General features: G+C 69.7%; 16 protein-coding genes. 7 read left to right on the top strand and 9 right to left on the bottom strand.

The annotated features are described in order from the left end of the window. Positions 1 to 200: 200 nt before the first annotated feature. Together ACFPPA_RS17070 and ACFPPA_RS17075 are read left to right on the top strand one after the other, a co-directional pair. Complete coding sequence (locus ACFPPA_RS17070; RefSeq protein WP_377322092.1) at positions 201 to 1,505, top strand: amidohydrolase; 1,305 nt, start codon at positions 201 to 203, stop codon at positions 1,503 to 1,505. A 7-nt stretch (positions 1,506 to 1,512) separates the two neighbouring features. Continuing rightward, complete coding sequence (locus tag ACFPPA_RS17075; RefSeq protein ID WP_377322094.1) at positions 1,513 to 2,445, top strand: type 1 glutamine amidotransferase domain-containing protein; 933 nt, start codon at positions 1,513 to 1,515, stop codon at positions 2,443 to 2,445. On the opposite strand, the gene ACFPPA_RS17080 is transcribed toward ACFPPA_RS17075, so the two are convergent. From ACFPPA_RS17080 to gpmA, 3 genes are all read right to left on the bottom strand, one after another. Continuing rightward, positions 2,381 to 2,941, bottom strand: a complete 561-nt coding sequence (locus tag ACFPPA_RS17080) for a CcdC protein domain-containing protein (protein WP_377322095.1) — start codon at positions 2,939 to 2,941, stop codon at positions 2,381 to 2,383. The genes ACFPPA_RS17075 and ACFPPA_RS17080 overlap by 65 nt on opposite strands. 93 nt (positions 2,942 to 3,034) lie before the next feature. Continuing rightward, entirely contained in the window at positions 3,035 to 3,406 is a 372-nt protein-coding gene (locus tag ACFPPA_RS17085; protein ID WP_377322097.1) for a cupin domain-containing protein, read from the bottom strand. A 12-nt stretch (positions 3,407 to 3,418) separates the two neighbouring features. Further along, a complete protein-coding gene (gpmA, locus tag ACFPPA_RS17090) occupies positions 3,419 to 4,162 on the bottom strand; it encodes a 2,3-diphosphoglycerate-dependent phosphoglycerate mutase (RefSeq protein ID WP_377322098.1) in 744 nt (247 codons plus the stop codon). A gap of 144 nt (positions 4,163 to 4,306) precedes the next feature. Between gpmA and ACFPPA_RS17095 the strand changes: the two genes are divergently transcribed. Then, entirely contained in the window at positions 4,307 to 4,966 is a 660-nt protein-coding gene (locus ACFPPA_RS17095) for a DUF4097 family beta strand repeat-containing protein (RefSeq protein ID WP_377322100.1), read from the top strand. Between the two features lie 104 nt (positions 4,967 to 5,070). Here ACFPPA_RS17095 and hemF read toward each other — a convergent pair whose 3' ends face one another. The 3 genes from hemF to ACFPPA_RS17110 all read right to left on the bottom strand — a co-directional run bounded on the left by hemF (position 5,071) and on the right by ACFPPA_RS17110 (position 7,322). Further along, positions 5,071 to 5,973, bottom strand: a complete 903-nt coding sequence (gene hemF, locus ACFPPA_RS17100) for an oxygen-dependent coproporphyrinogen oxidase (RefSeq protein ID WP_377322102.1) — start codon at positions 5,971 to 5,973, stop codon at positions 5,071 to 5,073. A 123-nt stretch (positions 5,974 to 6,096) separates the two neighbouring features. Continuing rightward, entirely contained in the window at positions 6,097 to 6,534 is a 438-nt protein-coding gene (locus ACFPPA_RS17105) for a hypothetical protein (RefSeq protein WP_377322104.1), read from the bottom strand. An 83-nt stretch (positions 6,535 to 6,617) separates the two neighbouring features. Continuing rightward, positions 6,618 to 7,322, bottom strand: coding sequence for a YdcF family protein (locus tag ACFPPA_RS17110; protein WP_377322106.1), 705 nt, complete (start codon positions 7,320 to 7,322; stop codon positions 6,618 to 6,620). Positions 7,323 to 7,486: 164 nt separating this feature from the next. On the opposite strand from ACFPPA_RS17110, the gene ACFPPA_RS17115 reads away from it, so the two are divergent. The 4 genes from ACFPPA_RS17115 to ACFPPA_RS17130 are packed head-to-tail and all read left to right on the top strand — an operon-like array spanning position 7,487 to position 11,842. Continuing rightward, on the top strand, positions 7,487 to 8,680 hold the full coding sequence (locus tag ACFPPA_RS17115; protein WP_377322246.1) for a beta-ketoacyl-[acyl-carrier-protein] synthase family protein: 1,194 nt from the start codon (positions 7,487 to 7,489) through the stop codon (positions 8,678 to 8,680). Next, complete coding sequence (locus tag ACFPPA_RS17120) at positions 8,677 to 9,483, top strand: beta-ketoacyl synthase chain length factor (protein ID WP_377322108.1); 807 nt, start codon at positions 8,677 to 8,679, stop codon at positions 9,481 to 9,483. The genes ACFPPA_RS17115 and ACFPPA_RS17120 overlap by 4 nt, the downstream gene beginning before the upstream one ends. Further along, positions 9,480 to 10,268, top strand: a complete 789-nt coding sequence (locus tag ACFPPA_RS17125) for a glycosyltransferase family 2 protein (RefSeq protein ID WP_377322110.1) — start codon at positions 9,480 to 9,482, stop codon at positions 10,266 to 10,268. Before ACFPPA_RS17120 ends, ACFPPA_RS17125 begins: the two co-directional genes overlap by 4 nt. Beyond that, positions 10,265 to 11,842 (top strand): NAD(P)/FAD-dependent oxidoreductase, encoded by a 1,578-nt coding sequence (locus tag ACFPPA_RS17130; RefSeq protein ID WP_377322112.1) that lies wholly within the window; start codon positions 10,265 to 10,267, stop codon positions 11,840 to 11,842. The genes ACFPPA_RS17125 and ACFPPA_RS17130 overlap by 4 nt, the downstream gene beginning before the upstream one ends. Positions 11,843 to 11,875: 33 nt before the next feature. Here the strand turns inward: ACFPPA_RS17130 and fabG are convergent, their stop codons facing one another. From fabG to ACFPPA_RS17145, 3 genes are read right to left on the bottom strand one after another with little or no spacing between them, the layout of a single operon-like run. Continuing rightward, positions 11,876 to 12,613: a 3-oxoacyl-ACP reductase FabG gene (fabG, locus tag ACFPPA_RS17135; protein ID WP_377322114.1), complete on the bottom strand. Its 738-nt coding sequence runs from the start codon at positions 12,611 to 12,613 to the stop codon at positions 11,876 to 11,878. A gap of 15 nt (positions 12,614 to 12,628) precedes the next feature. Next, on the bottom strand, positions 12,629 to 13,063 hold the full coding sequence (locus ACFPPA_RS17140; RefSeq protein WP_377322247.1) for a hotdog family protein: 435 nt from the start codon (positions 13,061 to 13,063) through the stop codon (positions 12,629 to 12,631). Beyond that, complete coding sequence (locus tag ACFPPA_RS17145; protein WP_377322249.1) at positions 13,047 to 15,371, bottom strand: MMPL family transporter; 2,325 nt, start codon at positions 15,369 to 15,371, stop codon at positions 13,047 to 13,049. Before ACFPPA_RS17145 ends, ACFPPA_RS17140 begins: the two co-directional genes overlap by 17 nt. Position 15,372 lies beyond the last annotated feature (1 nt).

The raw sequence follows: 15,372 nt of genomic DNA on the forward strand, positions 1-15,372 counted from the left end.
CGGCTCACGGGGGCGTGAGCAGGTTTCGTGCCAAATCGCGGATCGTCGGAGTGGACGCACGGAGGCCGGCACCCGCCGCCGCCCCGCCGATCGGCCGGGCCGCACGCGCGATCGCGAGGCATCGAGCCGGTGGCCATGCCCTGCCCGCCCGCCGCGGCACACGCGCTACCATCGGACCCTTCTACCGAAGGGGATCGCTCATGCACCGTACTGCCATCATGCTGGCGCTTGCCGCCGCAGCCATCGCCCCGCTGCATGCGGCCAGCGTCGAGACGGCGCCGCAACTGGCGCAACAGGAAGTGGCGCAGGTCACCGCGTGGCGGCGCGACATCCACCAGCATCCGGAGCTGAGCAATCGCGAGGTGCGCACCGCGGCGCTGGTCGCCGCCGAATTGCGCAAGCTGGGGCTGGAAGTGCATACCGGCATCGCGCATACCGGCGTGGTGGGCCTGCTCAAGGGCGACCTGCCCGGACCGCGGCTGGCGATCCGCGCGGACATGGACGCGCTGCCGGTGACCGAGGAAGTGAACCTGCCGTTCGCCTCGAAGGCGACCGGCGAGTACCGCGGCAAGCCCACCGGCGTGATGCATGCCTGCGGCCACGACGCGCATACCGCGATGCTGCTGGGCATGGCGCAGGCCCTGGCCGGGATGAAGAAGCAGCTGCACGGCTCGGTGCTGTTCGTGTTCCAGCCGGCCGAGGAAGGCGCGCCCGCCGGCGAGCAGGGCGGTGCCTCGCTGATGCTGAAGGAAGGCCTGTTCCGCGACTTCAAGCCCGATGCGATCTTCGGCATGCACGTGGTCAGTTCGCTCAACGTGGGCACGGTGGCGGTGCGCCCGGGACCCACGATGGCCGGCTCGGACTGGTTCCGGATGGTGGTGCACGGGCGCCAGACGCACGGCGCGATGCCGTGGAACGGGGTCGACCCGATCGTCACCGCGGCCGAGATCATCAGCGCCGCGCAGACCATCGTCAGCCGCAAGCTGGACATCAGCGCGCAGCCGGCGGTACTCAGCTTCGGCATCGTCGAGGGCGGCTCGCGCTACAACATCGTGCCGGACCAGGTCGAGCTGCAGGGCACGCTGCGCACGTTCGACGCCGGCATGCGCCAGCAGGCGATCGACAATCTCAAGAGCATCGCCGGGCACATCGCCGCCGCCAACGGCGCCACGGTGGAAGAGCAGATCCCGGTCGGCGACAGCAACCCGATCCTGATCAACAATCCCGCGCTCGCCGCGCGGGTCCGGGCCAGCATCGGCAAGGCGATCGGCAGCGAGCACGTGATCGAGGCGAAGCCGTGGATGGCCTCGGAGGACTTCGCCTATTTCGCACAGGCGGTGCCCGGCGTGTACTTCTTCGTCGGCTCTACTCCGCAAGGGCAGGATGCCTCGAAGGCACCGTCCAACCATTCGCCGAAATTCTTCCTCGACGAGGGCGCGCTGAAGATCGGCATGGAGGCGATGCTGCAGGCCAGCCTGGATTATCTCGACACGCCGGCGTCGTGAGCGGCGCGTGGCGCGCATCCTGATCCCGCTGCCGCGCCGCGACTTCGATCCGTCCGAGGTCGCGGTGAGCTGGCGCACGCTGCATCGCGACGGCCACGGCGTGGTGTTCGCCACGCCGGATGGAATGCCAGCGGAAGCCGACGAGCTGATGCTCAGCGGCGTCGGGCTCGATCCATGGGGCTGGTTGCCGGGGCTGAAGCGGCTGCGCGTGGTCGGCCTGTTGCTGCGGGCGAACGCCGATGCGCGGCGCGCCCACACGGCCCTGCTGCAGGATGCCGCGTTCCGCGCGCCGATGCGCTGGGACGCGCTGGAGGCCGCGGCATTCGACGGCCTGCTGCTGCCCGGCGGGCATCGGGCGCGCGGCATGCGCGAATACCTGGAGAGTCCGACGCTGCAGGCGCTGGTCGCGGCGTTCTTCGCCGCCGACAAACCGGTCGCGGCGATCTGCCACGGCGTGCTGCTGGCGGCGCGCAGCCGGGCGGCGAACGGGCAGTCGGTGCTGCACGGCCGGCGCACCACCGCGCTGACCTGGGCGCTGGAGCGCAGGGCCTGGGTCACCGCGCGAATCAGCCGCTTCTGGGATCCGCACTACTACCGCACCTATCGCGAATCGCCGGATCAGCCGGACGGCTACCTGTCGGTGCAGCAGGAAGTGAGCCGTGCGCTGGCGGCGCCGGACGACTTTCTCGACGTGCCGCGGGATGCGCCCGACTACCGGCGCAAGACGAACGGACTGGCCCGCGACAGCGACGCCGATGCGGCGCCCGCCTTCGTGGTGCGCGACGGCAACTATCTTTCGGCGCGCTGGCCCGGCGACGTGCACCGATTCGCACGGGAGTTCTCGGCGCTGTTTGCCGCGGCGGCGTCGCCGGGAATCACATCGCCGCCGCGCTCTGCTGCGCCTGCTGGAAGCGCCGGTGATGGATCAGCAGGCCGCTGAAGTAGACGATGTAGTAGCCCACCAGCAGGCCGATCACCAGCATGGTCAGCGGACTGGACGCGTAGCCCATCGGCGGCATCGGCGCTGCGGATCCCCCGGTCGCCGCCAGCGCCGACGCCTGCTGCATCCCGGGCCACAGCACCAGCAGGCGCCAGCCCAGCCGGCCCAGCAGCAACACGGTCAGCAGCGCACCGATCCAGGGGTTCGGCAGGTAGCAGTCGCCCTTGACCGGGTCGGCCGCAAAGCGGGTCAGGCGCAGGCCGAGCAGGCCCAGCACGCCGCCGAGCAACACGCCGCCGAACAGGCCCTCGGCCAGCGCGATCTGGTGGAACCCGCCGAGCGCGAGCACGCCGCCGATGATCGAGAACATCACGATGCGGAAGATCATCCGCTTGCGCTGGATCGGCTGCCGGCCGAACGAGCGGCTGACCCGTCGCCAGATGATCCAGGCCAGCAGCGGCAGCATGATCAGGTAGTTGGTCAAATGGGCGGGCATGGGCGTAATCACCTCGATGAATTGCGGTCAGCTTAGTCGAGTACGCCGCCACTGACGACTGACGTTAGTCACCCGTCAGCCGCTCGCCGGTCGTCAGTCCTCGCCCAGCTGCTGCGCCAGCGTGCGGGTGCGCTCGGTGACGAGGTTGCCGGTGTGCAGGGTCGACTTGCGCTCGATCAGCATCAGGCAGCATTCCTGCTCGGCCACCGGATTGTGCCGGACCCCCTTGGGCACGACGAACATCTCGCCTTCGGCGAGTTCGACCGCGCCGGTCTCCAGCTCGATGCGCAGGCAGCCGCTGAGGATCAGGAACAGCTCGTCCTCGTCGTCGTGGCTGTGCCAGCCGAACGTGCCCAGCACCTTGGCGACCTTGACGTAGCTGTCCTCGAGTTCATCCACCACCCGCGGCGACCAGTACTCGGTCAGCGCCGCGGCGAGGGCTTTCGGTGAGCTGACCTTCGGCATGCCGACTCCGTGCTACTTCGCCTTGCCCTGGTTCGCCACCGCGGCCATCTTCGCCGCGATCTCCTCCGCATTGCCGAGGTAGTAGTGGCGCAGCGGCCGCAGTTCGTCGTCGAATTCGTACACCAGCGGCACGCCGTTGGGGATGTTCAGCTCGACGATCGCCTCGTCGGAGATGCCGTCCAGGTACTTCACCAGCGCGCGCAGCGAATTGCCGTGCGCGGCCACCAGCACGCGCTGGCCGGCCCGGATCGCCGGGGCCAGCACCTCGTGCCAGTACGGCAGCACGCGGGCGACGGTGTCCTTCAGGCATTCGGTGTCGGGGATGTCCTTCGGATCGAGCGTGGCGTAACGCGGATCGTGCACCGACTCGTTGGCCTCGCGCGCCAGCGGCGGCGGCGGGATGTCGTAGCTGCGGCGCCAGATCTTGACCTGGTCCTCGCCGTACTTCGCCGCCGTCTCGGCCTTGTTGAGGCCGGTCAGCGCGCCGTAGTGGCGCTCGTTGAGACGCCAGTCGGTGAGCACGGGCAGCCACATCAGGTCCATCGTGTCCTGCACGCCCCACAGCGTGCGCACCGCGCGCTTGAGCACCGAGGTATGCGCCACGTCGAAGCTGAACCCCTCGGCCTGCAGCAGCCGCCCGGCCTCCTGCGCCTCGGCCATGCCCTGCGCGGTGAGGTCGACATCGGCCCAGCCGCTGAACCGGTTGTCGAGGTTCCACTGGGACTGGCCGTGGCGGATCAGGACGAGCTTGTGCATGGTGACGTTCATCGGCATGGGACAGACCGCGAATGGTGATGGCCGGCCCCGCCAGCGTCAAATGCCGCCCCTGCCACAGGTCACGCTAAACCGAACTCCCGCACGGTGCATCCTATGCACTACCCATCACTCACGGAGCCTGCCATGCGTCGACTCACGACGATTCTCATCCTCGCCACGCTGGCGCTCGGCCTGCCGCTGCTGGCAGCCGCGCACGATGGCGACATCGACAAGGTCAACGGCTCGGTGCGGGTCGAGGCCGGCCAGCAGGCGGGCGACGTCAGCACGGTCAACGGCGCCGTGCACGTGGAGAACGGCGCCAGCGTGCACAAGGCCAGCACGGTGAATGGCGCGGTCGATCTGGGCGACAAGGCGCAGGCCACCGAGCTGGGCACCGTCAACGGTGCGATCAGCCTGGGCAGCGGCAGCCGGGTCAGCGGTGAAGTGAGCGCGGTCAACGGCAGCATCCACCTGGATCGCGGTGCCGATGTCGGCGGCAAGCTCGGCAACGTCAACGGCGCGATCGTGCTCGACGACGCCCATGTCGCCGGCGGCATCCAGACCGTCGGCGGCGACATCACGGTCGGCGCGAACTCGCGCGTCGAGGGCGGTATCCTGGTCGACAAGTCCAGCGGCTGGTTCCACTTCAACAGCCACACGCCGCTGGTGGTGATCGGCCCGCACGCGGTGGTCCAGGGCACCCTGGAATTCAGGCGCGAGGTGGTGCTGAAGGTCAGCGACAGCGCGCAGATCGGACCGGTGAAAGGTGCCACCGTGGTGAAGTTCAGCGGCGCGAACCCGTAAGGCCCGGATACCTTGTGGGAGCGGCTTCAGCCGCGATGCTCCTGCTTTTGGATAGTCCGGAGCAGGAGCATCGCGACTGAAGTCGCTCCCACACGATTCAACATCTACAGCCAGTCGCGCGGCTTCAGATACGCGGCCAGCTTCGCTTCGGCCGAGCCGGCTTCGGGGGTGTACGCATACTCGAAACGCACCCGCGGCGGCAGGCTCATCAGGATCGATTCGGTGCGTCCGCCGGACTGCAGGCCGAACAGCGTGCCGCGGTCGTAGACCAGGTTGAACTCCACGTAGCGGCCGCGCCGGTACAGCTGGAACTCGCGCTCGCGCTCGCCGTACGGCGTGTCCTTGCGCCGCTCGACGATCGGCAGGTAGGCCTCGAGGAAACCTTCGCCGACCGCCCGGGTGAACGCGAAACAGCGCTCGAAACCGCCCTCGTTGAGGTCGTCGTAGAACAGGCCGCCCACACCGCGGGTCTCCTCGCGATGCTTCAGGTAGAAATACTCGTCGCACCATTGCTTGTAGCGCGGATAGACATCCGCGCCATACGGCTCGCACAGGTCGCGGGCCACCGTGTGCCAGTGCCGCACATCCTCATCCACCGGATAGAACGGGGTGAGGTCGAAGCCGCCACCGAACCACCACACCGGTTCCACGCCTTCCTTGCTGGCCTCGAAATAACGCACGTTGGCGTGGCTCGTGGGCACGTGCGGATTCTTCGGGTGCAACACCAGCGACACGCCGGTGGCGATGAAGCTTCCGCCGGCCAGTTCGGGCCGGTGCGCGGTGGCGCTGGGCGGCAACTGGTGGCCGGACACGCGCGAGAAGTTCACCCCGGCCTGCTCGAACACCGCGCCGTCGCGCAGCACGCGGGTACGCCCGCCGCCGCCGGCCGCGCGTTGCCAGGCGTCCTCCTCGAAACGCGCGCCGCCGTCGGCCTGCTCGATCGCGGCGCAGATGCGGTCCTGCAAGCCGCGCAGGAAGGTTTCGGCAAGATCGGCTTGCTGGCTCATCGTGTCACCCGTCGATTCAATGCGGTGAGCTTAGCAAGCCGTCCCCCACGGCGAATGCGGCGGGACGCCGCAACCGCTTCACCGCGCCGGCAGCTGCCGGCGCGGTGACTGCAACGGATGCCTTCAGCCAGCCGCGGCGGCGCTCGGCGGCGGCGCGGCGGCGGAAACCAGCTCGAGGTCGCGGCCGATGTCGCCGCTCAGGTAACGCATCCACCCCATGTAGTTGACGTGGATCAGGCGCTCGCCGTCCCTCTTCACCTTGTACTTGAGGTTGGTGCTGTCGACGTAGCTGATCTTGACCTGCTGCGTGTCGAAAGCGACGTGGATGCTGGCGGTGTAGTCGTTGCCGGTCAGCCTGGCATCGACGCCATCGGCCTGTTCGGCGGTCACCGCCCAGCCACGACCGACCAACGCGGCCTTGACCGCCTTGTTCACCTGGATCGCGCTCATGCCGGCGGGCACCTTGATCGGCGGCGGGTCGATCAGCGGGGTCTGGCGAAACGCCATGGTCAGCAGAAGCAGGGGCAGCAGCAACACCAGCAGCCATCGTGAGCGGGGCATGGTCTTCATCCTGAATACGCCGGCGACGCGCACGGCGCGGCGAAGTGTGCCGTGCCCGCGGGCGAGGCACAACCCGCAGGCGTTCAGCTGATGCGCGCGACCATGCGCCGGTGCCCGATCAGGCCTGCCCAGCGCAGACCGAGGTCGATCCACATCAGATAGCTGGCCTCGAGCAGCAGCCGGCCGAGATAGCGCCGGTCGCGCGGCAACACCGGCTCGGCCGCGACGGGCACCCCGGTGAAGCCGAGTCGGCGCGCCAGCAGCAGGCACCGGGCCAGGTGATAGCGGCTGGTCACCAGCGCCACCGGCGGCAGCCCGGCGCCGCCGGTCTGCGCCTGCAGCAGACCGCGTGCGTGGCGCAGGTTCTCCAGCGAATCGACCGAATCCTGTTCCAGCTCCACCCGCACGCCGGCGGACAGATCATGCTGCTGCAGCCAGTCGTGGCCCGCGGCCGCCTCGCTGCGCCGGCTGCCGCTGCAGCCACCGAGCAACAGCAGGTGCCCGGTCTGGCCGGACCGGGTCAGGCTCAGCGCGCGCTGCAGCCGCTGCCGGTACTCGTGCTCCGGGGCATCGTGTTCGAGCCGGCGACCGAACACCAGCGCGATCATCCGCCGCGGCGGCACCAGCGGACTGCGGGCGGCGACCCGGCAGACATGGATCAGATAGGCGAGCCAGACCAGGCCGCCGCTGAGCAGCAGCGCCAGCACGGTGACCAGCGCCGCGTGCAGCACGTCGCGATCGCGCAGGTAGCGCCATTGGCGGGAGGGGAGGGACGGGTTCGACGGCACGACGCAATGAATCGCAGGGAGATGCACCAGCTTACCCGGCTCACGCCCTGTTCGCGGCACCTTCATGCCGCGCTGGCGACGATGTCCTCCCGCCTGCCGGAAACCCCGGCCGCAGGCTAGGCAAGCTGCAGCGCGACCGTTAGGCTTTCGAGATGCCCATGTTGATGACACCCCTCGCGGTCACCGCGTACACCGCCACGTCCGCGATGGGTAGCGGTCTGGCAGCCCAGATCGATGCCCTGCGGCACACCCGCAGCGGACTGCGCCCGAACGACATCAGCAGCGCGCCGCTGGACTGCTGGATCGGCCGTGTCGAGGGCGTGGAAGCCGTTGCCCTGCCCGCCGCGCTGGCCGACTGGGCCTGCCGCAACAACCAGCTGGCCTGGCTCGGGCTGAACCAGGACGGCTTTCTCGACCGCGTGGCCGCCGCGCGCGCACGCTATGGCGCCGGACGCGTCGCGCTGCTGCTGGGCACGTCCACCGCCAGCATCGGCGCCACCGAGGAAGCCTATCGACGGCTCGATGCCGAGGGCCGCTTTCCCGACGACCTGCGGCGCCCGGCGATCCACGCGCCGCATTCGCTGGCCGCCTTCGTCGCGGCCGCACTCGAACTGACCGGCCCGTGCCTGACCCTGTCGACCGCCTGTTCGTCCAGCGCGAAGGTGTTTGCCAGCGCCGAGCGGATGATCCGGCTCGGCCTAGTCGACGCGGCGGTGGTCGGCGGCGTCGACACGCTGTGCGACAGCGTGCTGTTCGGTTTCAATGCGCTGGAACTGGTCTCCTCCGGCCCCTGCCGCCCGTTCGATGCAGCGCGCGACGGCATCTCGATCGGCGAGGCCGCCGGCTTCGCCCTGCTCGAGCGCGCCGCGATGGCGGCGGACGCGCCGCAGCTGCTCGGTTATGGCGAAGCCAGCGATGCGCATCACATGTCCACGCCCCATCCGGAGGGCCTCGGCGCCGAGCTGGCGCTGCGCGACGCGCTGGACCGTGCCGGCCTGGACGCGGCGCAGGTCGACTACATCAACCTGCACGGCACCGCCAGCCTGAAGAACGACGAGGTCGAGGCGGCCCTGGTCAACCGCACGTTTCGGGCCCGCACGCGGGCCAGTTCGACCAAGGGGTTCACCGGTCACACGCTCGGTGCCGCCGGCATCGTCGAGGCGGTGATCGCGTTGCAGGCGATCGAACACGGCCTGATTCCCGGCAACCTCGGTGGCGACTCGCCCGATCCGGGCTGCGGTGCGCCGTTCGCCTGGCACAACGAACAGCGCCAGGTCGACGTGGCGCTCAGCAACTCGTTCGGCTTCGGCGGCAACAACGCCTGCCTTGCATTCGCCCGCGCGGGGTTTGTCGCGTGAGTACGCTGCGCGTCTACGTCGAAGGCGTCGGCCTGTGGTCGCCGCAGCTGGCCGGCCTTGCCGCGCTGCAGGCGGTGCTGGCCGGCACCACGCCGGAACCGCCGGCGCCACGACCGGCCGCGGCACTGCTGCCGCCGAACGAACGCCGGCGCGCGCCGGTGAGCGTGCTGCTGGCGATCGAGGTGGCCGGCCAGGCCGTGGCGATGAGCGGCCAGGACGCCGCCACGCTGGCCTGCGTGTTCGCCTCCTCGCACGGTGACCAGCCGATCACCGACTACATGTGCGCCACGCTGGCGCAGGCGCCCACCGAGCTGTCGCCGATCCGCTTCCACAACTCGGTGCACAACGCACCGGTCGGCTACTGGACCATCGCCACCGACTGCCACGCGCCCTCCACCGCGGTGGCGGCGCAGCGGGCCAGCTTCGGTGCCGGGCTGCTGGAGGCGGTGAGCCAGGTGCTGGCCGAGCAGCGAAGCGTACTGCTGGTATGCAGCGACACCGATGGCAGCGGACCGCTGCGCCAGATCACCGGCTGCAGCCAGGCATTCGGCTGTGCGCTGGTGCTGGCACCGCAACCGGGTCCGTCGACGCTGGCCCGACTCGACCTGCACATGGGCGCCGATTGCGCCGATACTCCGTTGCAGGAGCCGCTGGCGAGCTGGCGCCTTGGCAACCCCTCGGCCGCCAGCCTGCCCCTGCTGGCCCTGCTGGCCGGGACCGATGGCCATTGCGCGCTGGCCGCCGCCGACACACTGGGATTGCAGATCGACGTGGCACGCATCGACAGGGAGCAAGTCATTTGAACACCGCCGCCGCACGCTGGTGCGTGCTGATCCCCTGCCTCAACGAAGAGGCCGCGATCCAGTCCGTGATCGAATCCGTGCTGGCGCTCGGTGCGCCCGTCATCGTGATCGACGATGGCTCGGACGACCGTACGCCGGAGATCGTCGCCGCCTTGCCGGTCACCCTGCTGCGCCACGACGAACGGCAGGGCAAGGGCGAGGCCCTGCGCCGGGGATTTCGCGAAGCCGTGCGCCAGGGTTACGACGCGGTGCTGACGATGGACGGCGACGGCCAGCACCTGGCCAGCGACATCCCGCGCATCGTGGCCGCGGCGATGCAGTATCCCGGCCATATCGTGATCGGCGCGCGCCTGCTCGATCGTGCGCAGCAGCCGAAAGGTCGCCGACGTGCCAACGCGATCGCCGACTGGGGCATCTCGTGGGCCTGCGCGCAGCCGATCGCCGATACCCAGAGCGGCCAGCGCTGGTATCCGCGCGCGGCGCTGGACCTGGTCGACCTGCCGGCCGAGAACTTCGTGTTCGAAGCGGCGATCCTGATCGCCGCTTCGCGCGAGAAGCACCTGGGTGTGGTCTCGGTGCCGATCGCCTCGCGCTATCACGGCGACTTCCGGCTCAGCCATTTCAATCCGGTCGGCGACGTCACCCGCATCACCCTCTACACGATCGGCCGGGTCATCCACTACGGCCGGATCATCGCCAGCTACCGACGCTCGCGTGCCGCGCCGATCATCGTCGACGGACACGACCAGACCGCCGAACCGGGGATGACACCCGACCCGTCGTGAACATGCCCACGCATGAGGTCGTGATCCTCGGCGGCGGCCTGGCGGGCCTGTGCCTGGCGCTGCAATTGCGCGGCGAGTTCCCGGACATGGATATCCTGGTGCTGGAGCGGCTCCGCCATCCGCTGCCCGCGGCCGCGCACAAGGTCGGCGAATCGACGGTGGAGATCGCCGCGGATTACTTCGACAACACGCTGGGCCTGCGCGACCACATGGATACGGCGCACATCCGCAAGTTCGGCCTGCGCTACTTCTTTTCCGACGGGCGCGACGACATCGCGAACGTCACCGAGCTGGGCGTGAGCCGGATCCTTCCGATACCCAGTTACCAGATCGACCGCGGCGTGTTCGAGACCTTCCTGGGCGCCGAGGCGCGCCGCCGCGGCATCGGCTTCCGTGACGGCGCCACGGTCAAGACCTTCAGCGTCGGCACGCACGGCGCGGCGCACGAGGTGAGCTATGTCGATGACGCGGGCGAGCATCGGGTCAGTGCGCGCTGGCTGCTGGATGCCTCCGGCCGCGCCGCCCTGCTGCGCCGGCGTTTCGAGCTGACCATCGACAACGGCCACCACGCCAACGCGGTGTGGTTTCGCATGGACACCCGGCTGGACATCGACCGCTGGAGCGACGATGCCGACTGGCACGCTCGCTGCACGCCACCCGAACGCTGGCGCTCGACCAACCACCTGATGGGGCCGGGCTACTGGGCCTGGCTGATCCCGCTGGGCTCGGGGGCACATTCGGTGGGCATCGTCGCGGATGCGGCGATGCACCCGCTGGACGGCATGCGCGATTTCGAACGCGCGCTGGGCTGGCTGCACGCGCACCAGCCGGCGATGGGCCGGGCGATCGCCGCCGAGCGCGACAGCCTGCTCGATTTTCGCTTCCTGCGCGACTACTCGCACAACAGCCGCCAGCTGTTTTCCGCCGACCGCTGGGCGCTGACCGGCGAAGCGGGCAGCTTCCTGGATCCGTTCTACTCGCCCGGCAGCGACTTCATCGCGATCGCCAACACCTACATCGTGGCGCTGATCGGACATGACCGGGCCGGCCGCAGCATCGCCCCGTACGCGCACTTCTACGAGAAGCTGTACTTCTCGTTCTACGAGAACACGCTGGCGCTGTTCCGCGATCAGTACCCGCTGTTCGGCAACGCCGAGGTCTTGCCGGCCAAGGTCACCTGGGACTACGCCTTCTACTGGGGCGTGCTGTGCCAGCTGATGTTCCAGCGACGGCTGACCGATCTGGACCTGCTCGGCGAGATGCGCGCCGAGCTGGAGCGCGCGCAGGTACTCAACACGCGCATGCAGCAGCTGTTCCGCCACTGGCATGCTGCCAGCGCCGGCACCAGCCGCCGCGAAATGCTCGATCAGACGGCACTGGCCTGGTTCGCCGAGCTCAACCGGGGCCTGCACGACCGCCTGGACGATGCCGGCATCCGCCTGCGCCTGCGCGACAACCTGCGCCTGCTGGAAGGCCTGGCCGACGCGCTGACGTTGCAGGCCACCGGAGCCGACGCGCGCCTGCAGGCGCCATGCTCCGGTCAGCGGCAACCGCCGCTGTTCCGCGCGGCTTGAGCCTCCGGGCCGTGCGGCGCGGCGACGCGTGGGTCAGGCCATGCCGCCGTTGACGCCGATCACCTGGCCGTTGATGTAAGCCGCCGCATCGCTGCACAGGAACGCGACCAGTGCGGCCACCTCCTCCGGCTTGCCGGCGCGTTGCGCGGGGACGATCTCGCGGATGCGCTCGGGCGGGAAATCCTCGCCGACCATCTTGCCCTCGATGATCCCCGGCGCCACCACGTTCACACTGATGCCGCGCGAGGCCATTTCGCGTGCCAGCGACTTGCTGGCGCCGTGCAACGCGGCCTTGGCCGCGGCGTAATTGGTCTGCCCACGGTTGCCGACCACCGCCGCCACCGAACTGATCGACACGATGCGGCCGAAGCGCGCGCGCGCCATCGGCAGCAGCAGCGGCTGGGTGACGTGGAAGAAGCCGTGCAGCGACACGTCGATCACCCGATGCCAGGCCGCCTCGGACATGCCGGCCATCGGCATGTCCTCGTGCACGCCGGCATTGTTCACCACGGCGTGGATCGTGCCTTCGGCCAGCAGCGACTCGAGCGCGGCACGACTGGCGGCGGCATCGGCCACGTCGAACGCCACCGCCTGCGCGCTGCCACCCGCATCGCGGATCGCCGCCGCCACCGCCTCGGCGCGATCGAGCCCGCGATTGGCGTGCACGATCACGTGGTAGCCACCGTCGGCCAGGGCGCGGCAGATCGCACCGCCGAGATCACCGCTGCCGCCGGTAACCAGCGCGCGTCGTGCAGTTCGGGGTTCGGACATGGCGGACTCGCTCGATCAGCTGGCTGGATGGATGACCGCGGCACGCCCGCTGGCGAGCAGCCGGCCACGATGCTCGACGCGAAACGCATACTGCGCACCACTGTCGTCGGCGTAAAGGCACTCGGCATGGACGTCCAGATGGCCGTCCAGCCGGTCCACGTATTCCTCGAACAACTGCACGTCGCGCAGGCTGACCAGCCGGCCGGGGCGCATCGCCTCGCTACCGCCCGCGCGCGCCCGCAGGGCGCCATGCACGGCCATCGCCTGCGCGCCGTATTCGGCCAGGTGCACCGCGTGCAGGCCATCCGCGCCGCGCAGCGGGTGGTCGCTGCGGGCGTGGCCGGCGCTGGTCGCATGGATCGTGCGCTCGTCCCACGCCTGCACCGCATCGAGCAGGCACATCGTGCCCGCGTGCGGAATCAGGTGCGCCCAGTCAGTCTTCGGCAGCATGCGCATGCGGCGCCATCAGGATCGAGAGGCAGAAGTGGAACGCCACGCCCAGGCTCACGGTGAGACCGATCGCGCGCAGCACCGGGATCGTGGCCCAGGCCAGCATGCCGAACACCAGCAGGGCGGACAGCACGCACACGATGGTGGCGTGCAGGGTGCGCCGCTGTTCGGCCGGGTCGCCGGTATCGCGTTCGAAGAACAGGGCGTAATGCAGGCCGAGGCCGCCGGCGAGGATCAGCGCCACGAGGTGGAACAGCGAAATCTCGATCCCGGCCAGCCGCTCCACCGCCAGCACCAGGAAGGTCGCCAGGGTCATCGGCGCCAGCACGTGCCAGGCGCGGCGCGCGCTGCGCAGCGCGAACGTGATGGCCAGCACCAGCAGCAGGCTGGCGACCAGCAGCGCCTGCAGGATGCGCGTGCGGTATGCCGCCACCAGCGATTCGGAGGCCGCCTTCAGGTCGAGCAGGCGCACGTTGCCGCCGCTGTCCGCGCCCAGCGCCTGCAGCGCCGCCACGTCGTGCACGCCGCTGATCGTGCCCAGCCCGAGCCAGTGGCCTTCGCGCTTCACCAGCATCGCGGCGAGCCGCTGGCCCAGTGGCGTCTGCGCGTAGCGCTCGGGGGTCAGCGGCGGCAGGCTGCGGGCCGTCTGCACGTCGTCGAGGAACGGCTCAAACAGGTCGGCGCGGAATGGCAGGCCCTGCAATGCGGCATTCAGTTCGCGCTGCAAACTGGCGCGATCGGGCAGCTTGCGCTGGCGCGCCTGCTGCAGCGCCACTGACGGCAGGTAGCGCGACGGCAATTCCAGCGCATCGACCGCATGGCTTGCCACCAGTGCATCGACCCGCGGCTGCAGTTTTTCCGACAGCGCCAGCACGCCCTGCTCGGTCGGTGCCTGCAGCACCAGCAGGTAGCGCACATCCGGTGCGCCGAGTGCCTCGCGCAGGCGGGCGTCGTGTTGCAGCATGGCCGGCGGCAACGGGGTCAGCGCGGCCAGGTTGTTCTGCCAGAATGGGCCCGGCGCAAGCGCCAGCATCAGCACGATCGCCAGCGCCACCAGCAATGGAATCCAGCGCGGTCGCGGCAGCCGGTCGACGAATCCGCGCGCCTTGATCAGCCAGCGCATGTCGGCCACGTCCCGCACCCGCCGCGGCAGCAGGTGCGGCAGCAGGTAACGCGTGCTGAAGCCGGCCGCCAGCAGGCCGACGATGGTGAACACGGCCAGCTGTTTCAGCCCGTTGACGCCGGATGCGTAGAACGCCAGGTAGGCGATGCAGGCCGAGGCGATCGCGGTCAGCAGCAGCGGCCATAGGGCGCGCACGCTCTGCACCGCGTCCTCGCCGGCGCGACGATGGCTGAGCACCCGGATCGGATACTCCTGCGCCACCCCGAGCAGGGTGAAGCCGAATGCCAGTGTGATGCCGTGCACCTCGGGAAACGCCAGGGTCAGCGCGGCGATGCCGGCCAGCGCGGCACTGGCGATCGGCAGCGAGGACAGCAGCAGCGAACTGAAGCTGCGATACGCCAGCAGCAGCAGGGTGATGAAACCGACGGTGGAAATGCGCCCGATCCAGTCCGCCTGATGGCGCGTCTGCGCGCCGATCACCACGCTGAAGTAACCCGGCCCGCTGAGATCGAGAGTGGCGCCGGCACTGCCCGGCAGCGCATGAAAGGCCTGCCGGATGCCGTCGATCGCCAGTTGTTGCGCGCCCGGATCGAACCCGGCGGCCACCGTCTGCACCAGCAGCAGGGCCTCGTGTCGGGGGGTGAACCACACTCCGTCGTGCAACTCGGGCGACTTCGCCGGCGCCCAGTGCTCGGCCAGCTTCAGCATCTCCAGCGTGGGGTCGCGCGGCAGCAGGCCTTTCAGCAGGCTGGCCGCGGGCGAGGACAGGTCGTCCAGCCGCTGCTGCAGCTGGTCGCCGAGATAGGCCTCGTCCAGCGGTTGCGTGTCCAGCGTGGGCGAGAGCAGGTAGCGATACGGCAGCAGGTGGGAGTCGAGTGCGCCCAGGTCGAAACTGCCGTTGACTACCTGGCTGTAGCGCGGGTCGTGCTGCAACGCCTTGACCAGGCCCTGGCTCAGCGCCGCCAGCCGGGCATCGGGCTGGCCATTGATGGACAGCAGCAGCAGGCGCGAACCCGGCCCGTCGCCGACCTGTTCCATCAGCAGGCGCTGATCCGGCGTGGTCGGGGCCGGCATGAAGCTGCGCAGGTCGGTGCTGATCTTCAGGCGCTGGCTGACCATCCAGCCGAGTCCGGCCAGGGCCAGCAACCACAGGATCAGCAGCGCCGCCCGGCCGCCCCGCCGCATG

Source organism: Rhodanobacter ginsengisoli (assembly GCF_042657065.1).
GTDB classification, from domain to species: Bacteria; Pseudomonadota; Gammaproteobacteria; order Xanthomonadales; family Rhodanobacteraceae; genus Rhodanobacter; species Rhodanobacter ginsengisoli.